The organism is Rhizobium sp. BK112 (assembly GCF_014193215.1).
Taxonomy (GTDB): domain Bacteria; phylum Pseudomonadota; class Alphaproteobacteria; order Rhizobiales; family Rhizobiaceae; genus Rhizobium; species Rhizobium anhuiense.
Map to the genome: position 1 here is coordinate 766,140 of NZ_JACHYZ010000001.1, position 22,193 is coordinate 788,332.

At 59.9% G+C, this 22,193-nt stretch carries 17 protein-coding genes and 2 pseudogenes; 7 read left to right on the forward strand and 12 right to left on the reverse strand.

All coding sequences use genetic code 11. The features are described from left to right. The first annotated feature begins 104 nt into the window (after window positions 1-104). The 5 genes from FHT75_RS03660 to FHT75_RS03680 all read left to right on the forward strand — a co-directional run bounded on the left by FHT75_RS03660 (window position 105) and on the right by FHT75_RS03680 (window position 6,720). On the forward strand, window positions 105-1,379 hold the full coding sequence (locus FHT75_RS03660; RefSeq protein WP_063475191.1) for an ABC transporter substrate-binding protein: 1,275 nt from the start codon (window positions 105-107) through the stop codon (window positions 1,377-1,379). 264 nt (window positions 1,380-1,643) lie between these two features. Then, window positions 1,644-2,528 (forward strand): carbohydrate ABC transporter permease, encoded by an 885-nt coding sequence (locus tag FHT75_RS03665; RefSeq protein WP_028756796.1) that lies wholly within the window; start codon window positions 1,644-1,646, stop codon window positions 2,526-2,528. Next, window positions 2,528-3,379, forward strand: a complete 852-nt coding sequence (locus FHT75_RS03670) for a carbohydrate ABC transporter permease (RefSeq protein WP_063475190.1) — start codon at window positions 2,528-2,530, stop codon at window positions 3,377-3,379. The genes FHT75_RS03665 and FHT75_RS03670 overlap by 1 nt, the downstream gene beginning before the upstream one ends. 46 nt (window positions 3,380-3,425) lie before the next feature. Then, window positions 3,426-4,571, forward strand: coding sequence for an ABC transporter ATP-binding protein (locus FHT75_RS03675; protein ID WP_097622368.1), 1,146 nt, complete (start codon window positions 3,426-3,428; stop codon window positions 4,569-4,571). 16 nt (window positions 4,572-4,587) lie between these two features. Then, the gene (locus tag FHT75_RS03680) at window positions 4,588-6,720 is read left to right on the forward strand and encodes a beta-galactosidase (RefSeq protein WP_063475188.1); all 2,133 of its coding nucleotides are present in this window, start codon (window positions 4,588-4,590) and stop codon (window positions 6,718-6,720) included. A 329-nt stretch (window positions 6,721-7,049) separates the two neighbouring features. Here the strand turns inward: FHT75_RS03680 and FHT75_RS03685 are convergent, their stop codons facing one another. Then, complete coding sequence (locus tag FHT75_RS03685) at window positions 7,050-7,652, reverse strand: hypothetical protein (protein ID WP_063475217.1); 603 nt, start codon at window positions 7,650-7,652, stop codon at window positions 7,050-7,052. 50 nt (window positions 7,653-7,702) lie between these two features. On the opposite strand from FHT75_RS03685, the pseudogene FHT75_RS03690 reads away from it, so the two are divergent. Together FHT75_RS03690 and FHT75_RS03695 are read left to right on the forward strand one after the other, a co-directional pair. Next, a pseudogene (locus tag FHT75_RS03690) lies at window positions 7,703-7,886 on the forward strand (dihydrofolate reductase family protein); the annotation flags it as partial. Between the two features lie 122 nt (window positions 7,887-8,008). Continuing rightward, window positions 8,009-10,792 (forward strand): EAL domain-containing protein, encoded by a 2,784-nt coding sequence (locus FHT75_RS03695; RefSeq protein ID WP_183844635.1) that lies wholly within the window; start codon window positions 8,009-8,011, stop codon window positions 10,790-10,792. A 132-nt stretch (window positions 10,793-10,924) separates the two neighbouring features. Here the strand turns inward: FHT75_RS03695 and FHT75_RS03700 are convergent, their stop codons facing one another. The 11 genes and pseudogenes from FHT75_RS03700 to FHT75_RS03745 all read right to left on the reverse strand — a co-directional run bounded on the left by FHT75_RS03700 (window position 10,925) and on the right by FHT75_RS03745 (window position 22,157). After that, window positions 10,925-11,572 (reverse strand): hypothetical protein, encoded by a 648-nt coding sequence (locus FHT75_RS03700; RefSeq protein ID WP_028756790.1) that lies wholly within the window; start codon window positions 11,570-11,572, stop codon window positions 10,925-10,927. Between the two features lie 326 nt (window positions 11,573-11,898). Then, a pseudogene (locus tag FHT75_RS35715) lies at window positions 11,899-12,009 on the reverse strand (GFA family protein); the annotation flags it as partial. Continuing rightward, a complete protein-coding gene (locus FHT75_RS03705; protein ID WP_028756789.1) occupies window positions 12,009-12,347 on the reverse strand; it encodes a slr1659 superfamily regulator in 339 nt (112 codons plus the stop codon). The pseudogene FHT75_RS35715 and the gene FHT75_RS03705, both read right to left, overlap by 1 nt. 7 nt (window positions 12,348-12,354) lie before the next feature. After that, the gene (locus FHT75_RS03710; RefSeq protein ID WP_028758184.1) at window positions 12,355-12,915 is read right to left on the reverse strand and encodes a slr1658 superfamily regulator; all 561 of its coding nucleotides are present in this window, start codon (window positions 12,913-12,915) and stop codon (window positions 12,355-12,357) included. 4 nt (window positions 12,916-12,919) lie between these two features. Next, window positions 12,920-15,277 (reverse strand): SpoIIE family protein phosphatase, encoded by a 2,358-nt coding sequence (locus FHT75_RS03715; protein WP_168333974.1) that lies wholly within the window; start codon window positions 15,275-15,277, stop codon window positions 12,920-12,922. Beyond that, a complete protein-coding gene (locus FHT75_RS03720; RefSeq protein WP_028758186.1) occupies window positions 15,277-16,449 on the reverse strand; it encodes a class I SAM-dependent methyltransferase in 1,173 nt (390 codons plus the stop codon). The genes FHT75_RS03715 and FHT75_RS03720 overlap by 1 nt, the downstream gene beginning before the upstream one ends. Then, window positions 16,446-16,955: a hypothetical protein gene (locus FHT75_RS03725; protein ID WP_028758187.1), complete on the reverse strand. Its 510-nt coding sequence runs from the start codon at window positions 16,953-16,955 to the stop codon at window positions 16,446-16,448. Before FHT75_RS03725 ends, FHT75_RS03720 begins: the two co-directional genes overlap by 4 nt. A gap of 57 nt (window positions 16,956-17,012) precedes the next feature. Continuing rightward, the gene (locus tag FHT75_RS03730) at window positions 17,013-18,665 is read right to left on the reverse strand and encodes a putative bifunctional diguanylate cyclase/phosphodiesterase (RefSeq protein ID WP_028758188.1); all 1,653 of its coding nucleotides are present in this window, start codon (window positions 18,663-18,665) and stop codon (window positions 17,013-17,015) included. A gap of 213 nt (window positions 18,666-18,878) precedes the next feature. Further along, window positions 18,879-19,883, reverse strand: a complete 1,005-nt coding sequence (locus FHT75_RS03735; protein WP_183844636.1) for a C-terminal binding protein — start codon at window positions 19,881-19,883, stop codon at window positions 18,879-18,881. A 37-nt stretch (window positions 19,884-19,920) separates the two neighbouring features. Next, complete coding sequence (locus FHT75_RS03740; protein ID WP_028758190.1) at window positions 19,921-20,898, reverse strand: ketopantoate reductase family protein; 978 nt, start codon at window positions 20,896-20,898, stop codon at window positions 19,921-19,923. Window positions 20,899-20,975: 77 nt separating this feature from the next. Then, window positions 20,976-22,157 carry an acyl-CoA dehydrogenase family protein gene (locus FHT75_RS03745; protein WP_028758191.1) on the reverse strand — a complete coding sequence of 394 codons (1,182 nt, stop codon included), beginning with the start codon at window positions 22,155-22,157 and terminating at the stop codon, window positions 20,976-20,978. Between the last annotated feature and the right edge of the window lie 36 nt (window positions 22,158-22,193).

Genomic DNA, 22,193 nt, shown 5'->3' on the forward strand with positions numbered 1-22,193 from the left:
TATCGCTGGAATCGGGGTGGATCGCAGCGTTGAAAGCCTGGTCGGTCGTTTCATGGAGGAGGCGGCGGTCGGGAGATGTCGATCGATCAACTGGGAGGAATTCAATGGCATTTTCGAAGCAATTTCCGTCAGCCACCCGCAGGAGCTTCCTGAAGGGTGCGGGCATCGTGTCTGCCGCTGCGGTCACCGGCAGTTTTCCAATTCCCGCGATCGCGCAGGCCCAAGAGGTCACGATGATCTCGGCCGAAAACAATGGGGCCGCGCTCGATGCGCTGAAGGCAATCGCCGCGGGCTTCAGCAAGGAAGCCGGCGTCAACGTCGTCATCAACAATATGGATCACGAGGCCCACAAAACGGCCATCCGCAACTATCTCGTCGCCGGCGCGCCTGATGTCTGCTCCTGGTTTTCGGGCAACCGCATGCGCGCCTTCGTCAAGCGCGGCCTGTTCGACGACATCTCCGATCTTTTCGAGAAAGAGAAGTACAAGGGCGTGCTCGGCGCGACGGCGGGGGCCGTTACCGAAGACGGCAAGCAGTACGGCCTTCCCACAGGCGGCACGCTCTGGGGCATGTTCTATCGGAAGGATGTGTTCGAGCAGCATGGGCTGACCGTGCCGAAGACCGCCGAGGAATTCATGGCCTATGGCGACAAGTGCAAGGCGGTGGGCATTACGCCGGTTGCGATCGGCACCAAGGAATTGTGGCCGGCTGCCGGCTGGTTCGATCAGATGAACCTGCGCATCAACGGCCTCGACAAGCACATGGCGCTGATGAATGGCGAGATGAGCTATCTCGATCCGTCGCTGACGGCCGTGTTCGACCAGTGGGAAGCGATGATATCAAAGGACTTCTTCACGGCCAACCACACGTCCTTCGGCTGGCAGGAGGCCGCGGCGCTGCTGGCGCAGAAGAAGGCCGGCATGATGAACTTGGGCGCCTTCCTGCGCTCGGCCTTCACCGCCGACGATCTGCCGCAGCTCTCCTATGCGACCTTCCCGGTGCTCGACGCCAAGGTCGGCCACTTCGAAGAGTTTTCGGTCAATTCGATCCATATTCCGGCGAAGGCCAAGAACAAGCAGGGCGCGCGCGAATTCCTCGCCTATTTCTACAAGCCTGAGAATCTGGCGGCCTATCTGGAGCCGGGCGGCAACGTGCCGCCGCGCCACGACCTGCCGCCCAGCAAGGACCCGCTGGTCAACATTGCCGTCGAGACGATGAAAACGGTAGAGGGCACGTCGCAATATTACGACCGCGACAGCGACCCCGACATGGCGCAGGCCGGCCTCGTCGGCTTCCAGGAATTCATGGCCAAACCCGAACGGCGCAAGGCGATCCTGACGCGCCTCGAGGGCACGCGTAAGCGGATTTACAAGATCTGACGTCGGCCGCTCGTCCTGGCGTTCATGGTTGCCCCTCACCCTCTCCCCGTTTTGACGGGGAGGGGGACGTGCCCTGCGAGACGTGTGCGGGCGGAGAGGTTGCGGCTTCGTCTCTTCGCCCCGCGAGCGTGGGTCCGAAGGACGGGTCGAGACCCGTGGCTCGACCCCGGTCGGTGGCGGCAGCCGGATGAGGGGCAGCCCGACCAGCGCAGCCCGATGAGGGGCAGTTCGCCGCTTGCTTTTGTCGTAAACGAGGCTCCTGAAATGCAGACATTATGGCGCCGCCAGCGTTGGTGGCTTACCCCGACCTTGCTCATCGCGCCGGCGATATTGCTGTTTTTCACCGTCATCCTGCTGTCGGCCGTCCGGAGCCTTTGGATCAGCCTGCACGACTGGGACGGCTTCGGCCCGATGGTGTGGATCGGCTTTGGCAATTACGTCGAGCTCTACGACGATCCGCAATTCTACGTGTCGCTGAAGAACAACCTGATCTGGCTTGTCATGTTCATGGCGGCACCGCCGCTCGGCCTCGCCATCGCGCTGCTGGTCAATCAGAAAATCCGCGGCATGCGCTTTCTGAAATCGCTGTTCTTCATCCCGCTGGTGCTCGCCTCGGTCACCGTCGGCGTCGTCTTCACCTGGGTCTATACGCCGGAATTCGGGCTGCTCGCGCTGATCTTCAAGGCCTTTGGAGCGACGGCGCCGGCGGTTCTCTCCGACGAGCATTTCGTCACCTTCGCCATCGTGATTGCAGCACTCTGGCCGCAGATCACCTTCTGCATGGTGCTTTATCTCGCAGGTCTCAACAATCTCAGCGAAGAGCTGATCGGGGCCGGCCGTGTCGACGGGGCGAGGGGCTGGAACATGCTGTGGCACATCGTGCTGCCGCAACTGACCCAGGTCACCTTCATCGCCATTGCCGTCACCGTCGTCGGCGCGCTCAGATCCTTCGACATGGTGTCGGTGATGACAAACGGTGGTCCGTTCGGCTCGTCGTCGGTTCTCGCCTACCAGATGTTCGAGCAGTCGATCTTCTCCTATCGTTTCGGCTACGGCGCCGCGATCGCCTCCGTGCTCTTCGTGATCATGGCCGCCTTCATCGCCTGGTACCTCAGCCGCATCATCCGCACCGAAGAAAGGGGAGGCTGATGTATCCTCGTCCTATTCCCGAAGCCGCCGTCTGGCAGCGACGCCTTTATGTGATCGCCGTCGTCATCGTGCTGCTGCTCTGGCTCTGCCCGCTGTTTGCGATCATCCTGACCTCCTTCCGCACGACCGAGGATGTCATGGGCGGCAATCTGTGGGGATGGCCGACCGGCATCGGCGTGATCGACAATTATACTGATGTCTTCACGCAGACGCCGATGGCCCGCTACTTCCTCAACAGCCTGATCATCACCGTTCCCTCGGTGATCGGCGTGCTGGCGCTCAGCACGCTCGCCGGCTACGTGCTGTCGCGGTACCGCTTTCCCGGCAACATGCTGATCTTTGCGCTGTTCGTCGGCGGCAATTTCCTGCCGCATCAGATCATGATGATCCCGGTGCGCGACCTGATGGTGCAGCTCGATCTGATCGACACGACCGCGGCGCTGATCATCTTCCACGTCGCCTTCCAGACAGGCTTTGCGACACTCTTCATGCGCAATTTCATCGCGGCACTTCCCGACGAACTGTTCCAGGCGGCCCGCGCCGAAGGCGCCTCTCCCTTCCAGACGCTCGTGCACGTGGCGATCCCGCTGGTGCGGCCGGCACTGGCAGCGCTTGCCATCCTGATCTTCACCTTCATCTGGAACGACTATTTCTGGGCCGTGGTGCTGACCGTCAGCGACAGCGTCAAGCCGGTCACGGCAGGCCTTGCCAATCTGCGTGGCGAATGGGTCTCGGCCTGGAACCTGATTTCGGCCGGCACGATCGTCGTCGCCGTGCCGCCGGTCATCATGTTCTTCCTGATGCAGCGGCACTTCATCGCCGGCCTGACCATGGGAGCGGTGAAGGGATGATCCAGCACCTCGATTTTCCAGTTTCAACAGCAGAGAGCCAGGACGCATGACCAGTCTCGAACTCCGTGAGATCAACAAGAATTACGGCGCTTATCATGCGTTGCGCGGCATCGATCTTTCCGTCGCGCAAGGCGAGTTCATCGTCATGGTCGGCCCCTCCGGCTGCGGCAAATCCACGCTTTTGAAATCGATCGCCGGCCTGGAGGCGATTTCCTCCGGCCAGATCCTGATCAACGGCCGCGACGTCACCAAGCAGGAACCGGGCGACCGCGGCATCGCCATGGTCTTCCAGTCCTACGCGCTCTATCCGCACATGACGGTAGCGGAGAACATGGGCTTCGGCCTGCGCATGGCCAAACGGCCGAAGGCCGAGATCGAGGCGGCGGTGGCACGCGCCGCCCAGATCCTGAGGATCACCGACCAGCTGGAGAAGCGGCCGAAGCAGCTTTCCGGCGGACAGCGGCAGCGCGTAGCGATCGGCCGGGCGATCACTCGCTCCCCCGACGTCTTCCTGTTCGACGAACCGCTGTCGAACCTCGATGCGGCGCTCAGAACCCAGATGCGTGTCGAGCTCAGCAGCCTGCATGCGGAACTCGGCGCCACCATGGTCTATGTCACCCACGACCAAGTGGAGGCCATGACCATGGCAAGCCGGATCGTCGTCTTGAACCAGGGGGTGATCGAGCAGGTCGGCTCGCCGCTGCAGCTCTACCGCAACCCCGACAACCTCTTTGTCGCGGGCTTCCTCGGCGCGCCCAGAATGAATTTCCTCGGTGTCACCGTCGACGAGGTGTCCGGCCGCAATATCACGGTTTCGGCGTCCGGCCTTGTGCCGGTGACGGTGGAACTGGCGGAGGCGACAGCGCTGGCGAAAGGCGCCAGCCTGACGCTGGGTGTGCGGCCGGAGAACATCTCGGTGGTCGCCGACGGCAGCCAAGGCGGGGCAATCAACGGTCAGGTCCGGCTCGTAGAGCATCTCGGCCGCGAGACCATTCTCTATATCGACGCCGGCAATCTCAGGACCGTCGCCTCGGAGAGCGGCACCGGCAACATCACGGTGCAGCTCAGCTATGTCGCACCTTTTGCCGCCGACCAGAACGTCGCGCTGAAGCTCGACGCCAGCGAACTCTATCTTTTCTCGCCCGACGGCGGACGCACGATCAGCGCCCGCAAAACCATCCTCGACAGATAATCACAGGAAACCCACCGTGTCCGACAAGACCCTCTCCGCATGGAACCCCGTCAAGACCGACCGCTTCCTCGTCGGTGCGCCGCACTATCCCGAGCATGTCGACGAAAGTTATTGGGAACGCGACGCCGAGCGCATGGCGAAAGCCGGCTTCAACGTGGTCAGAATGGCCGAATTCGCCTGGCACATTCTCGAGCCGAAGCTCGGCACATACAATTTCGATCTCTTCGACCGCGCCATATCAATGCTCGGGCGCTACGGCATCGACACGATCATGTGCACGCCGACGGCGACCCCTCCGCGCTGGCTGACGGCGGCACACCCTGAAATTCTAAGGGTCGACGGCAAGGGCCGGCCGATGAGCCATGGCTCGCGCCAGCACTGCGACACGGCAAGCCCGGTTTTCCGCGAACACAGCAAGCGCATCACCAGGGCGATGGCCGAGCACTATCGCGACAATCCCTTTGTTGTCGGCTGGCAGACCGATAACGAGCTGAACACCAGCATGCCGGAGAGCTTTTCCCAAGCGACGCTCACCGAATTCCAGGCCTTCCTTGCCGGCAAATATGGCGAGATTGCCAAGCTCAATACGGCCTGGGGCGGTGATTTCTGGGCGACGGCCTATGACAGTTTCGACCAGGTGGTGCTGCCGATCGAGTTCGGCCCGACCTTCCCGAGCCCTGGCCACCTGCAGGATTATCACCGCTTCCTCGCCTTCTCGACGGCGCGCTTCCAGCATGACCAGGTGGAGATCCTGCGTGCCGTCAAACCCTCCTGGTTCGTCTTCCACAATCTCGGCGGCTTGCGGGATATCGACTTTCGCGGCCAGTTCTCGACCGATCTCGATTTCGTCGGCTACGACATCTATCCGATGCTCTATGACGAGTTCCAGCGGCTCGGCAATCACGCCAAGGTTCAGGCGCTGCACCTCGATATCTGCCGAGGCTTCTCCGGCAATTACATCGTGCCCGAGCAGCAGTCGGGTTTCGGCAGCCAGCCGGGCTTCTGCACGCTGACGCCGGAGCCGGGCGAGCTTCGCCGCATGGCGCTCTCCTCGGTTGCCCATGGCGCCGATGGCCTAATGTTCTTCCGCTGGCGGCCCGCCCATTTCGGCGCCGAGATCTACTGGATGGGCATCATCGACCATGACGATATCGGCCGCCATCGCTATGAGGAGGCCAAGCGCTTCGCGACCGAGATGACCGCGCTGGCGCCCAAGATCCTCGGCACCTATGTGCGCATGGATGTCGGCATCGCCGGCTCCGATTTCGACAATCAGGAGGCCCACAAGACCTATCCGATCGGCCTGCCGAGCCCGCAGGACGATGCGATCCTGCTGCATCAGCACTGCTATGACAGGGGCATCGCCTGCGGCTTCATCCATCCCGAGGACGATCTTTCCAAGCTGAAGCTCTTCTATGTCCCCCACTGGGTGATGTGGAAGGACGAATGGACGGGCAAGCTCGAAGCCTTCGCTGAAGCAGGCGGCACTGTCGTCATCGGCGCGCGCACCGGCACCCGCAACGAGGACAATCACGTCATCCGCGAGACCGCGCCCGGGACCGCGCTTTCGAAGCTGACCGGCGTGCGCGTGGAAGATTTCGGCCGTCTCGCCGCCCCCGGCGCCAACGGGCTCTTCGACGTGATGGAACGCTCCGGCGGCCTCGTCATTCCGCCGAACAAGCCGGCCGAAAGCAACCGCCGCCAGCGCCGCTTCAAGATCGGCAACCGCGAAATGGCGGCCGGCCATTTCTACGAAAACCTCGCCATCGACCCCGACGTCGAGGTGATCGCCGCCTGGTCCAACCGCTATGCCGAGGGCCAGCCGATGGCGACCTCCCGCAAACTCGGCAAGGGGCAGGTCGTCTATCTCGGCACCTATCTCACGCCCGACCTGACCGAGGCGCTGACCGAACGCTTGTTCGCACCCGCCGGCATCGAACCGCTGGTCGGTGGGCTGCCCGAGGGCGTGGAGGTGACGATGCGGATGAATGACGAGCGGCGGCTGCTGTTTGTGCAGAATTATACGGATCAGGCTGTGACGGTCGGTGGCGTGCCGGCCGGGCGGGATTTGCTGGATGGGGAGAAGAGGGTGACGGGGGCGCTGGAGCTTGAGGGGTATGGGTGTGCGATTGTGGAGTTGGAGGGGTGAGGTTGCGGCATATTGAATGGCGGTGAGGGAAAGTGGACCGCGCGTGTTCAACAGGCGGTGTACCTGACCGCACCTGGGCACAAGTGCAGAATCTCGTTCGAAAGACCAGTTGCCTTGAAAACTAAGGCAACTGACCATCGATCGTGGTCAATCCGCAAAATTACAGGCTATCTATAAAGGCACGTTGGATAGCTACCCATTCGTCAGGATATGGTTCTTGATCTTGCTGATGCTCCGCCTGGTACTCACTTCAGCCCTGAAGTTTCCAGTGTTTCGTCATCACCTCAACCCAGGCGTGCGGGGTTTTGGCAGCTTTACCTCACGATCAATCAGTTGCCCCAGCCAATTTGGAACCGATCAAATCGAACCTCGCTCAACGGCTGGTTGGAGGGGCCCAGCCTTACTGAACGAAGAACGAGATGAAGCTCGGGGGAATAGTATTGTTCGAAAATAATCGGAGGCAATCCCGTCAGTTCCAGACGGCTGTTGGTGGCCCAAACTTTGTAGGAGCAAGATGCAATCGTTTCCTCTCCCAAGCCGTCGAACCTAATAAAAGTAGTGCCCGAAACGGATTTTTTGCCATTGATGAAAAGCGTAGTGTCGGATTGCCAGTTCTTCTTCTGTGGTAGATCGTCCAACGCAACCGCATTCGCGTATTTCAGCTCATGCGTCCCATTGGGACCAACTCTCTTTTCGACGAGCAGGGGGTGTAAATATACGGCCGACACCGGCTGCAGTGAACGGTTACGCTCCACCAGCTTTTGTTCGGTGAGACCTGGACCGTTCGGCTTGTAGAATACGGAAAGGAAAGGCACTTCTCTGGTTAGCAGTACGCCCTGTTTGGTCTGATTGGCGGTTAAGCAATTGCCAAAGGCTGGTGCCGCCAATATTATTCCAACCAGTAGCGACAAACTTCTTAGCAAGATCGACATCCCAGATTCCAACTCATCCAAGTCCGCTACCATGGTGCTTGGGTGAAATTGGGGAGATCGAAGTCGCCGGCCCGGACCTTGCCCACAACCTGACCGAACTTGGCCTGATCGACGAATATCATCTACCTGCACCCGGTCGTGGTGGGGCAGGGCAAGACCAATTTCGCGGGGCCTCGCCCTCCGCGCCAGTCGAAAATCCATTCACCATGCCAAGACACCCGCGATAAACCCTAATGCCACAACCCCACCTCCAACCCGCCCAAACACCCGTCTTTTCCGCCAGCTGCCCCCTCCACTTCAACCTTCCTTAAACGCCCGCCCCATAGCGTAACCCCTCAAATCGAGGGTCCTTTTCCATGTTCACCGTTCTGACGTGCGTCACCGAGCAGCATAATCTCACGCTGGTCGGTCTCGCGGGTTTGATCTGCTTTCTTGCCAGCCTTTGCGCGATGGTTCTGCTCGATCGGGCGATGTCTTCCGATGGCGCTGCCCGGTGGGTGTGGATCGGGACGGCGGGGGCGGCTGGGGGTTTCGGGATCTGGGCGACGCATTTCGTTGCGATGCTGGCCTATGATCCAGGTGTCGTCGTCGGCTATCATGCCGGCTTGACGCTGGTTTCACTGCTGGTCGCGATCGTCGCGACGACGGGCGCGATCGCGGCCAAGATCGCCTATACCAGGTGGACGGCGAATATTCTGGCGGGCGTGCTCTTCGGCGCCGGCATCGGGTCGATGCATTTTTCTGGAATGCTCGCCATCGAATTCCCGGGAGCGATCTCATGGGATAGCGGGTTCGTGACGGCCTCGTCCACCCTCGGCATCGTCTTTTCGGTCGCGGCCTTTCGGTTTGCGGTCAGGGACGAGCGGTCGCTTCTCGGCGGGCTCGCGCCGACGCTTTTGTTGACATCAGGTGTCGTCGCGCTGCATTTCACCGCGATGGCGGGTGTCACCGTCACGCCTGGCATTGTGGCGCTCGATCCCGCGACGCTGCTTTCGCCCGCGATCATGGTGGTGACGATCGCCGCCGTCACCTTTTCGCTGCTGGCGGCGGGTTTTGCGGCGGCCATTTTCGCCGTGCGCTCGGAGGCCAAGACCGCCAAGGCGGAGCGCAATTTCAAGCTGCTGGTGCAGGGCGTCACCGACTACGCCATCTATATGCTCGATCCCGACGGCAAGGTCAGCAACTGGAATGCCGGGGCCGAGCGCGCCAAGGGCTATCGCGCCGAGGAGATCGTCGGCAAGGATTTCTCGCTGTTCTATTCGGCGGAAGATCGCCGGAACGGCCTGCCGCAGCGGGCGCTCGCGACCGCCCGCACCGAGGGCAAGTTCGAGGCGCAGGGCTGGCGCTATCGCAAGGACGGCTCCTCCTTCTGGGCCTATGTCGTCATCGACCCGATCTACGACGAGACCGGAGCGCTGATCGGCTATGCGAAGATCACCAAGGACAACAGCAAGCAGAAGGCGGATGCCGACCGGATCGAGGAGGTCAGCCGCAATCTCGATGTCGCGCTCGAAAACATGGGGCAGGGCATCTGCATGTTCGCCGCGGATGAGCGCCTGGTGCTGTGCAACAAGCGCTATCTCGAAATCTTCAAATTTCCCGAAGGGTCGGTGCGTCCGGGAATGTACTACAGGGAGATCGTCGAGGTCGGCTATGCCGCCCACGCCGAGACCCCGGCGGAAGCGGCGGCGCGGGCCGAGGCCCATTACATCAGGAACATGGCGCTGATCCGGGGCGGGGCCGGCAGTGCGGTTCACAAATATCCAAGCGGCATCTCTATCCAGCAGAATGTCAACATCCTGCCAAACGGCGGCTGGGTCGTGACCTTCGAGGATATCAGCGATCGCGTGAAATCCGAGGAGCAGGTCGCCTTCCTGGCCAAGCACGACGCGCTGACGGGCCTGCCGAACCGGCTGGAGTTCGGCGAGTGCGTCTCCGAGGAAATGATGGTCGCCGACCGGATGAGGGGCAGGGTTGCGGTCATCGGTATCGATCTCGACAAGTTCAAGGAGGTCAACGACCAGCATGGGCACGGCACCGGCGACTTGGTGCTTGTCGAATTGACGCGCCGTCTCGGCGAGGCACAGCAGGAGGGCGAATTCATCGCCCGCTTCGGCGGCGACGAGTTCGCCGCAACCAAGCGCTTCGACGATCTGAGCGCGCTCCACGATTTCATCGGCCGCCTGGAAGGCGCGCTGACCGGAATGGTTTCCGTCGACGGCTTCGAGATCAAGACCGGCGCCAGCCTCGGCGTCGCCATCTATCCCGGCGATGCGGAGAGCGTGGACGGGCTTCTCGCCAATGCCGACCTAGCCATGTACCGGGCCAAGCAATCGCTGCTGCAGAAAGTCTGCTTCTACGAGGCTGCCATGGACGAGACCGCGCGCCGCCGTCGCGCGCTCGCCAACGATCTCTGGGCCTGCATCGACCGCAACGAACTTCATCTGCATTATCAGGTGCAGAAATCGGTGCGGACGGGAGAGATCACCGGCTATGAAGTGCTGCTGCGCTGGCGCCATCACGAACGCGGCAACATCCCGCCCATGGATTTCATTGGCCTTGCCGAGGAATGCGGCGCGATCCTGCCGATCGGCGAATGGGTGTTGCGGGAAGCCTGCCGCGAGGCCGCGGGCTGGAGCAGCGGCCACAAGATCGCCGTCAACCTCTCGCCGATCCAGCTCGGCCATGCCGACATGGCGGCCGTCATCGCCAGCATCCTCCTGGAGACCGGCCTCGATCCGCGACGCCTCGAAATCGAGATCACCGAAAGCTCTATCATCATCGACAAGGACAAGGCCCTGCGCACCATGCGGGAGATCAAGGCGCTCGGCGTCTCGATCGCGATCGACGATTTCGGCACCGGCTACTCGTCGCTGGAGACGCTGCGCGCCTTCCCCTTCGACAAGATCAAGCTTGACAAGAGCTTCATGGCCGAGGTCGAGAGCAACGCGCAATCCAAGGCGATTGTCCGGGCCATCCTGGCGCTCGGCCGCAGCCTGGAGGTTCCGGTGCTCGCCGAAGGCGTGGAGACGCAGGCGCAGCTCGATACGCTTTTCGAAGAGCAATGCGACGAGGCGCAGGGTTACCTGCTCGGAAGGCCGCAGGCGATGCGCGAGGCGGTGGCTGAGAAGGCGGCTTGAGGCATCGCCACGGCGTAGTGTTTCATGAGAAAAAAAGAGCATCTCCGTACTGAAACAAAACGGAAATGCTCTCTCGTAGTTTAGTGCGGAGCCATACTTGTCAGCTCCACACTGCTCGCACCTGTTTATAGGCTATTCCTCGGATGTCTCCGGCGCGGCGTTCTCCAGCGAGGCGCGGATTTGATCGATCTTCCCGTTCGCCTCGCCAACCCCGAGGATTGACTTGGCTTCGGCCAAAACCGCCGGGCTGACCTGGCCGGTTTTCGTTGCGGAAGCCAATGCGTCCTCCAGCGCCTCGTCCCCCAATAGAGGGTCATCGGCGGCGGGCTCGATGCCATTGTCGAGTTCATACTGGGCATAAGCCATGGCATAGGCCGCGATGGCGGTCATGCGCGGGTCCGACGTATGCATCAGCGCCCGGTAATTTCGCTTCAGGGAGTTCAGGCCTGCCATCTGCGCCGACAGGTTCTTTTCTTTCGTGACGGTTTTGGTCCCATCAGCCTTCGCGGATTTGGACTTGCTTCCTGCTTCGGTGGATTTGCCTTTCACGCCTGAGGATTTAGAGCTGCCATGGGTTGAACCGCTACCCTGGTTGCCGTTGCCGTGACTGCCGCTATTTCCGTTGCCGCCGCCATGACCGCCCCCGTTGCCACCACCATTGCCCCCGCCGTTCCCACCGTCTTTTGCCAGCGCGGCAATGTCGATCCCGGCAATCGTAGCCGGGCTTGCTGCAAGAGCCAGCGAGAGCACGGCCAAGGACGCTAAGGTTGCTATCCGCATCATTTTCCTCCGAGTCAGATCATCAAGTGCGGTGCAACTGCACTGCATAGGGAGATGTGAGAGGTTAGACGCTGATTGCGTATCGCACATCGGCACGAGGTCCGACGTCGGTCGGGACTATGGTCCTAAACAAGTTGAAATATTTGATAAATCCACATCGTCAGCCAGGTTGGGCTGATGTGGCGACACGCCGTGAAAAGGGAGTAGGTGCTCGGCGCGGCTGAGGCAGCTGAACACCGGACGATCTTTTACCGGAACCTTGGAGCCGGCGATCCGCCGCCGGTGGATTTTTCTCAGTCGGCCGGAAGCTGAGACATCGCAGATTGTCAGAACCAAGGATTGCGTACGCAGCGTCCTTTGGATGGAGGGTCTTCAAACGTGTCCGCGCCGTCGAAATGATCGACATGCAGATCGCGCACGAGAGGCGGCGGCGCAATCACCCCAGACGTAAATCAATAAGCGGATGTAACTTCTTCAGGTTCGGCAGAGACTTAGCTTGCCAGGGATATTGATTGGTGCCTTTGATGACGAGCAGGAGATCGCCCATCTTTCTGGCTTCGATCGTCAGCTTGGCCAACAGATTTATGCCGGAGGAATTGAGGAACTCGAGACCCGTCAGGTTGAACGTCACCTGTTTGTGTCCCTCATGGAGCAGACCCGAAATCAATGAATAAATGGGTGCATAGGCGTCCGGTCCGGCCAGCCGGAATACGCCGTCGAAATATACCTGGTTTCTTTCCGCCCATACGCGGAAGTTTTCGTCGCTGATTTCCATTCTTCGCTCACAGATTGGAGGAGGGCGGCATCGCCACAGCTGCAGTCGTCGTCAGTATGATACGCTGGTCATTGTTCTCTTCGAATGCCCAAGCCATTTTTGCGTCGTAGTCGCTCAGAAGGGTGAGCAATCCCAAGCCCGAACCGCTCGTTGCCGATATGGCGTTGGTTTCGATTTGCTCAAGAAGAAGTTCCCCGGGATCTTTCGATTGGAGGCGATGCAGCAATTGCTGGAAGCGGGACGATGTCACGCCATCGATCGTGTTCTTGACCCTTATCAAAAAGGCTCCGTCGAATATGCCGGCTTCAATGAGGATCTCCCCAGGTTGTCGAAACTTGACGGCATTTTCAATCAGCTCATTGCTGAGATATCCGATGTCATGATGCGCCTGCGTGTAATCTTTCCTTGAACGTGAATAGGGCAGAGCCATGACTTCCGCTATGAAGTCCGCCGTCATTCCCGAGTGCTTCCATCCAAGCTGAAGAGGTCCATCGCTTAACGTGAGGCGAGTGGCCGAACCTAAGCTTATGCCCGCCAGAGATTCCTTGCCGTATACCGTTGGCGTCATTGTCTCACCTATGCCGCACTGCGAGAAGCGTGATGTCGTCGTAAATCTTCTGCGATCCGACAAAGCGCATCAATGCCGCTACAATTCCGGAAACGACTTTCTCAGCACTCTGATCCTTCAAACGACGTGCTTCGCGGCAGAGACGTTCAATGCCAAAGAGTTCTCCCCCGTCGTTTGCTGCTTCTGTTACGCCGTCCGTATGCAAGAGTATGAGATCCCCCGTCGCGAACGCTATCTCACGGGTTTTGATGAACGCAGAAATATCGGCTTCCAGCCCGATCGGCATGCCCAGATCCATGGTGTCTATGCGCTCGACATCGCCGTTCGCCCGCACAATCACAACTTCCTCGTGTTGTCCTGATAGAATCATCTCTTTACCGTCGTAGTCAAGAAACGCCAGAGTGAGATGCTTGTCGATTTTGGTCCTGACGATATTTTTAAACAGGGCGCTGTTCAGGTCTGTGAGAAATTTGACGGCATCGGTGTTTCCGGCTTCCTGCAGGGCGCGGGCAACGGACTGAACCATCAGCATCAGCACGCCGCTTTCGAGCCCGTGTCCGGTGACGTCGCCGATGCCGATCTTCAACCGATTTCCGTTCTTCAATACGTCGTAATAATCGCCGCCGACTTCTTCGGCCGGCCTCATATAGGCGGCGATCTCGAGGGCTTGAAACTCCTCGAGCTCCTGATGCAGCGGAAGGACCATGAGCTGGATTCTCTCGGCGACGGCGAGCTCGGTTCCAAGACGTCGATTTTCTCGCTCGAGCTGTGCGTTCAGCGTCGAAATCTCTTCCTTTGCATCTTCGATTTGAGCAGTTCGCTCTTCGACGAGTTGCTCGAGATTTTCGGTGTGATAGCTGATCTGCTCAGCCATCCGATTGAATGCTTCGCCAGCCTCACCGACCTCGTCTTTGCTCGATATGGCCACCCTGACCGAATAGTCCTTCGCCTGAATCCGCTTGGCTGCATCTGCAAGTGCACTGATCCCGCCCGTTATTCGTTTCGAAGCCGCAAATACCGCGATCGTCACAACCAGCAGCGACAGTAAGATCGCGAGAATTTGGTAGAGCACGATCCGGTTCGTAGCCTCTGAAATCTTGGCCTGGGCCGCATAGAGCGAGGCTTCGATTTCTCGTTCGGGCACAACGACTCCAAGAGACATCGCCTCTTGCCGCACCGGGCCGCTGACCCAGAGATTGGTCGCAGGGAGTCTTTTGACGATAACGATATAGGGGACCTCGTTACCGTCCTGCTGCAACATCAAATGTTGGATGCCCTGTTCGCGGTCAAGGGCCAGTTTTGCGATCGCAGGCTGGGCGCTTCCCTTGAGGGAGCGCTCCAGTCCAGTCACTCCGGCTCCGCTCGCATCGCTCGCAGAACGCAGACCGAGAGTTTTTTCGCCCGTGCTGTTGATCGCCACAACATTTCCGTCGGACATTGCGAGAAATCCAAAGCCGGACTGGGCCACTTTCACATTTTCAACAGTCTGCGCGAGCTGGTCGAGTGTGATGTCCGCACCGGCCGTCCCGGCGACATCCTTCCTGTCGGCGGTCCACAGTGGCTGAAAGAAAGAAACGATCAGTTTCCCGGTAATGGCGTCCGTATATGGCGCAGTCTGTGTTATATCGTCCGCGACCGGCCGCGTTTTCATGTCCTTGGCCCAGCCCTGCCAGGACTCGTAAAGTCCGGGAAAAAAGAAGTCCCAGAAATTGGCCTCGTTGTGTCCGGGATAAAGGCGGTCGAAGGTCTGAGCCTGGTCGGTGTAAGGCGCCGTCCTGAAGATTGGTCGTTCTTTCGAGCCGATGAAATACATCTGCAGCTTCGAAGCACCGCGCTGCAGCAGGCTCGGCGCAACAAGGTCGAGAACCGCACTGGTCTGGATATCGCTCTGGACGTCGGGCCTTGGCTGATGGTCTTGTCCGAGCAAGTAACCCCAAACGCTCACAACCGAGGCGGAGCCCGGAGCGTTCTGAGACCAGTTCGTCTTTTGATCGTAGGACAGGCTGACGCTGCCGGGAGATGTGCGAGCGATCGCCGCGCCGACGTCGGAATTGCGCTCGGGATCATCGATCTGCGCCTGGAGCACCCCTGCCAAGGTGCCGACGTCGTTATGAACCTGCCGCAGGAGCAAACTTACCTGCGCCGCGGTCGAATCAGCATATGTGCGAATGTATTCCTGGCTTGCCGCTTCAAGACCTTGGCCGACTTCGAGGGTTGCGTCGCGCGACAGTCTCTGAACGTTCCAAAGCGCCAGTCCACCGCTGACCAGCAAGTCGAAGAGAACGGCTCCACCGACGACCAGGATGAACTTTGCCCGAAATGAGCCCAATCTTGCCGGTCTTTTCGATGAGCGTGCGTCCATCACAGCGGCTTTCGCCCGGAGGCCGCCCAGATGGGCCAGCCCGCATAACCCTTGGGGTGAAGAGCGGCAAAGACATGGTCCTTGAATCCCTGCCGGAACCGGCGAATGAAATCTATTGAGTCGCCCCGCCGGACGGCCATCTCACCGGCGTAGACATTTTCCCAAGCTTCGATGACGTCTGCGAAGTCTTGGGGATCGCCGTCGAGGTTCGTTACCATAAAACAATCCACCTTGATGTTGTCGAAGCCTGCATCGGCAAGGAGATGGCGGCTTTTCGGCCCCATCTCGACATCCATGTCGAAGTGGCTGAACAGTTTGGCGACCTCCTCGTAAGTCCATTTTATCGTGTCAGCATGTGGCTCCCCAAGGCAATGAGAATTTTTTTCGTTGGTGATGTAGACGCGGCCGCCGGGCTTGCAGATGCGGTAAAGCTCCCGCAGGAGCATCTCGGGACGGTTGAAAATCTGCAGCGAATGACGGCAGGTCACAAAGTCGAATTGATTGTCTCGCAGCAACATTTGCGAGGCGTCGCCATAGGTGTACTCGATTCCCTGTAGATCGAAGTCGGTAGCGACCCTGCGCGCATATTCGAGGCTGCGCACCGAATGATCCAGCGCGACAAGGCGTGCCGGTTTGAATTCCCGTTGAACCAAGGCCGCGAAATCACCTATTCCACAGCAGATATCGGCGATGGCAAGACCGTTGCGCAGGCCGTGGCGCGGCAGCAGTTCGCGTTCATGTCGCCATGTCATTTTCGTCTGGGTGCGGAGGATGGGAATGAAAGTCTCATCCTCGACAAAGCTCTGGCCCGGATAGAATGCCGAATCGTAGACCTCGACCGACAAGTTTGGTTGTGATGCCGCAAGCGTTTGGAATAACGAGGTCGACCATGCCACCACGCTTGACGTAACGATGACGATCTTCCGTTCCGGCCTGGCCCGGCAGGTTGCCGCGAGGACATCCGACAGGGCAGAGAAGGCAGTCATGTTGATATGCGTCAGACGTTTGACGTTGAGGTAAACGACCCCGCCGTATTTTTCCAAACTTTGCTGCACCAGTTCGAGAGCATCGCCAATCTCAGCGGCACTTTCGGGCCGCATCTTGCCAGACAGCACCAGCTCCTGATTTGTCGGATCAAAATAAACCGTGAAAGGTCGCAGCAGCAGGTTCATCGGAAGTCCTCGGCCGAGGGGAAATCCGCAATGATTTGAATCCCTTGTCCGCCGTCTTTCTCAATTCGGATAGCGGCGCGGAATATTGTTGCCAAATCGCTGAGCAAAACCGTCCCATCGGATTTCATGACCAAGTATCCAGACTCGGTATCGGGGACAGGCAGATATTCGCCTGATCTCGCACTCGTTTGTTTGCGGCCAAATGCTTCCTCGCCGGGAAACGCAATTCTCAGCCGATTGAATGCTGCGCTCCGATAGAGACTGAAACGTATCCTTCCCAACTCACCCGTTGAACGGAAAGCGAGTTCAATGAGCTCGTTGGCTGCGACGGAAAGAAAGTTCGAATATCGAGCGGGATCGTTGTGACCCTGGCCGAGAATGTCGGAGAGATATTCCGTGATCCTGTCGCAAAACTGCCATCGCGATTTGAACATGGCGGTATTCATTTCCAGCGATACCATCGGCGCAAATGCATGGTCATCGAAGCGAGATGCTTCCTTTTCCACTACACCCTCCATTCGTTTGTCCGGGGCGTCAGGTTGATTCCGAAAATCGATTGTTCACTATGATAGCGCGGGGCTCAGGGATGTTTCGGCTCTGGCGAGGAACTCGCCAATTGCCTCGATCGGAAGCGGCCTGCTGACCAAGTAGCCTTGAAGCCTGTCGCAGCCCACGCCGCGCAACCATTCGGCCTGACCTGGCGTCTCGACTCCTTCGGCGGTCACCTGCATGTCGAGGTCATGGGCGAGGTTCACGATGCAGCGGACGATTGCCTGGCTTTTCAGATCGCTTTCGAGATCGGTGATGAAGTATTTGTCGATTTTGATCGTGTCGAAAGGGAATGTCTTCAGATAGCTGAGCGAAGAATATTCGGTGCCGAAGTCATCAAGCGAGATTCGTATCCCCAGCACGTTGAGCGTATTCAGGGTGTCGATGTTGTTGACGGTCCGCTCGAGCAGCACGCTTTCGGTTATCTCAAGCTCCAGACGGTCGGGCGGCAAGCCGACCAGGTCGAGCGTCTGGGAGACCCGATCGGTGAGGCCACTGGTCAGGAATTCGGCCGCCGATAAATTGACGGCAACGATGTAGTTCTGCGGCCACTTCATCGCCTCGCGGCATGCCTGCTCTAAAACCCACGCTCCTATTTCCGGCATCATTCCATCGGCCTCGGCCATCGGAATAAATGCCGCCGGTGAAATTTTTCCAAGCAGGGGATGGTGCCATCTCAGCAATGCTTCGAAGCCGACAACGCAGCCGCCCTCTGAGATGGGTTGGTATTCGACAGAGAACTGCTGCTGGGCCAAGGCCATGCGAAGGCTGCGGCGCAGCAGTTCGCGTTGCTCCAGCGATTCAAGCATCGAGGGATCAAATGCTTTTGCCCGGCCGCGCCCGTCTTTCTTCGCGGCATAGAGCGCGAGATCGGACGCCTTCATCAGTTGCTCCGGACTTGCACCGTCCGATGGCGCGGTGGAAATGCCGATGCTGGTACCAACAAATACGGCAATGCCATCTATCGTGAAGGGCTTTTTGAATTCGGCAACCAGAATTTCTGCTAGCCACTGCCCCTTGGCCGGATGTCCCGAGCCCATGGAAATAACGGTGAATTCGTCACCCGCCAGTCGATAGGCTCTGTCATCGCTGGTCAGGCAGCCTTGAATACGCCTTGCCGCAAATTGAAGGACCTTGTCGCCGGCCGGATGCCCAAGCGTGTCGTTCACGGGCTTGAAATCGTCGAGGTCGAGCTGCATCAAAGACAGGGTCTCGTTCGCGCCTGCGGCCTCCTGCAGCAATACTGTGAGGTCCTCGCTGAACTGTCGTCGGTTCGGCAGTCCGGTCAGGGGATCATGGGTCGCCAGGTGCAGAAGGGTTGCACGCTCATCATCGAGACTTTCCTCGGAGCGCACCACGGCAAACAGATCTCCGATCCGATAGATCGTCAGTCCGCGCGATCCAGGCTCGCCAAGGTCGCCCGATATTCGCAAAGGCTGGGCACTGTCACCCAGTGAACGTAGCGCAAGCGTAATCGCCGATTGGTCCAGTTCTGGAAAATGCTCCCAAAAGGACGCTGCTGGTTTGACAGAAGCAGGCAGCTCATTGCCCAGCAAATTCTCGACGGGATTGAGATCGCGGTCAAAGAACAAAAGTCGGTCGATCGAACTCGAAGCCTCTGCCTCTGTTTTTCCGAGGGCCGAGTGGGCCGCACGAATTTTCCGCATGTCCGAGGCTCTCCCTTGCTGAATGTCCTAACCAGATATTGTAGCAGTTTGACTCCCACACAACTTGTGCACGCTAAGATTTACATTAGGCATTTCTGATTAACAATCCCCAACCGCAGCATTGAGATACACTTATGTCACGGATAAAAAGAAGCAATCGATCACCTGTCTTGCCCGCGCCTGCACTGGGATAGGCAGGACCACAGGAGGCCGTCAGGCGGTGATCCGATTTCGGAGCCTGCCTTCATCGAGCAATATTCTGACCGTCCGCGCTGCGTTTTGGCGCATCTCGACCGCGGCGTGATCGGAGTAAAAGGCATTGTGCGGGGTTATCACCAACCGTCCCGCGAGCCAGTCTTCACGTTTGCGCCAGGCCGAAAGCAGCGGATGGTCGCCCGGCGGTTCCTGCATCAGCATGTCAATCGCGGCCGCTGCCAGGTGGCCGCTTCTGAGGGACGTTTCAAGCGCATCGAGATCGTCAATAAGTTCGCCGCGCGCCGTATTGACCAAAATGGCTCCGGGTTTCATCCGGGCAAGTCCGTTGGCGTCGAGCATGCCGCGTGTCTCCTCCGTGGCTGGACAGTGGAGCGTGAGGATATCCGAGCGCGCGAAAAGATCGCCCGCATTGTCGACACGCTCGTATCCCACCGCCTTTTCGTGACCAGGCGGTTGGCCGGGATCATAGCCGAGGATGCGAAAGCCGAAGGGCTTCAGGCGGTTGATGACCGCCGTTCCGATCCGTCCGACACCGACGACGCCCACAGTGGCCCGGTTTGAACGGGAAAGCGGCTTGAGGCTGTGGACTTGCCATCCGGACCGATAGCCACGGGCGCGGGCATCATGTTCCCAGAGCCGTCTTTGCAGGGACAGGATCATCGCGACCGCGTGGTCGGCAACTTCCTCGGTGCCATAATCCGGGTTGTTGGCGAAGGGGATGCCGGCGGCCGCCAAGGCCTCGATATCGATCTTCTCGTAACCGACGCCGTAACGCACGACGCCCCGGCAGCGGGTCAAATGCGCGATGCTTCGCGGCCCGAGCCGTGCGCCCCAGACCATCAGGGCATCGAGCCGGGCGAGGCGATCGGCAGCGAAAAGCGTTTCATCCGTGGTGGCGAAGAAGTCGATCTCGACCTCCCGGCCGAGCATCTCGGCCTCGAGGTCCGGAGAGCCGATCATGTGGTCGGTGATTCCGACCACATATTTTCTCTGTTCTGTCATTCGGAGGAAGAGCCGCCTTGAATTGTTGGTCCCTCGGTCACGCCAACCGTCCTACCTCTTCAATGCCCAGCGAACCCGGCTTGCCTCCATCGCGTGCAAGCTTTGCCGCCGCTCGTTGGAAGGCCGCGTTGAGGGGTGCGGCTACGCCATGAAGACGTCCGAGCCGCACGATCTCACCGTTCAGGTAGTCAACCTCACTTGACGTGCCGCGCACGAAGCTCTGCCATGTCGATTGCTGGCCGCGTTCGATGCCGCTGTCTTCGGCGACGCGCCAGCCTGATATGTCGATCGCCCGTTCCGAAGGGGCCGCCAGATCGTATCCCGCCGCCTTCAGGACGGTGCGGGCTTCTTCTGCCAATTCGGCGGCGGCTTTTGCGCGCACCTCCGGTGTGCCGGCGAAAAGCTCGACTGCGTTAGTCGCATTGTGCTGCAGTTTGGCGGCCTTCCAGCGGCGAATGTCTGCACGCGCTTCGGCCAGATATCCCGCCTTCGTCAGGTCGGAGACAACAGCCGATGCGGTATCGTCCAGTCCGTGCGGATAGCGTCCGAGCGTGACGATGCCGAGATTCGGTTCACCGCCGACGACGACCTCACCGGTCACGGTATAGCGCGCGGGAATGAGAATGCTGGCCGCGTAAACACGATGGAAGCGTCGCAGCGCGATATCCTCGGCCGCCAGCCCGTTTTGGAGCGTGACCAGCGGCAGATCGGATGCGAGACCTGCGCCATCCACATCGCGCCAGGCCCAGAAATCGGTTGCCGCTTCGACATCCTGCGCCTTGACCGTGAGGATCAGGATATCGTCCGGCTTCAGAACGGGCGGCGTTGCGGTGTCGACCGCATTGAGCTGAACCACCCGGGTTTCCCTCGGGCGGCGATAGGAAAGGCCATGGGCGGCGATATGAGCGATCTGAGCGCCGCGTCCCACCAGAACGTAAGGAATGTCGTGGGTTTCGAACTCGGCGGCAAGGCTTGCGCCGACCGCGCCGGCGCCGATGATGATGTAGCGTGTCATGTTCGTCCACTGCGAGTTGGCCGGAGGGCTGAAGGGGAAGGTGGGAAGGTCATGAGGTGAGGTCCGTCCCCGTCGCGTCAGGCTGTTTTAAGGACGGGGACGCCTGTCGAATAGCTCGATAGGGCGGTCTCATCCCGGTTCCACCGGTCGAAGGCGGCGCGCCCCAGAATGGAAATCGATACGTCTTCCTGCGGAGCATGGACGAGCACGGACTGGATGTCCCGGAAATGCCGTTCAAGCCCCAGGTCGGCGCTCAGGCCCGGATTGCCGATGCCGCGCACCGCGATCTGGACTGCCTCGCGCAACTGCCGGCCGGCAATGAGCCGGGCTCTTATGAATTTTTCCGCGTCAGTTTGGCCAGCTTCGAGCGCGCCAAAAATGATCTGGCGGGCGCCGGAGACAAGCAGGTCGATTTCGCCCGAAAGCGTCACGAAACGCTCCGTGCGGGCAATGGGATGGCCGAGATTGGTCGGCACCCGCTCATGCGCGAAGCGGATGAACGCGGCCTGCGCGGCTTCCGCCACGCCGAGATAGAGCGCGGTCAGCGCCAGCGTGAGCGCCGCATGGGCGCGATTGTCCTGTTGGGCAACTGTGGCGTCGGTGAGATCAAGCACGTCCTCTGCCGGGATCTCGACGTCGGTATATTCGACGTCGTGCGAACCTGTGGCGCGCATGCCGAGGCTGCTCCAGTTTTCGATCACGCGAATGCCAGGCAGTCCATTCGGCACGACGAAGGTTCCAACCCGCGTTGGGGTTTCATCGGTATGCGCCCAGACGAGGAAATGCGTGAGACCATGCGCGCCGGTCACGAAGCGCTTGCGACCGGTGATCGACCAGCCGTTGGCCGTGCGGCGGGCGCGCGTTGCCGGCAGACCGCCGCGCGCCGGCGACCCCAGTTCCGGCTCGACGCGGGCGGCGTTGAGCAGCAGCGGACGCTGCTTTCCCTCCGCCAGCAGCCTGATGTAGAGATCTTCCGGCCAATGGTTTTTTCCGGCCTGGCCGAGATGGTTGAAAATTGTCATGGCGCTGATGAGCGCGACCGACGGATCGCCTCGCCCGAGGGCGGCTAGGATGTGAGCCGTGTCGGCAAGGTTGGCACCTCCTCCGCCGTAGCGGACGGCGACAGTGCTTTCCAGAAGGCCGCTTTCATGAACGGCACGAATGCCCGTCCATGGAAACTGACCGGTACGATCCGCTTCCGGAGCGGCCTCGGCTAGAACCCGCGCGGTTGCGTTCAGGACGGTTGTGTCATGGGGCATGTCGTTGAAGCCTTCTGATGGAAGCCCGAGCGATAT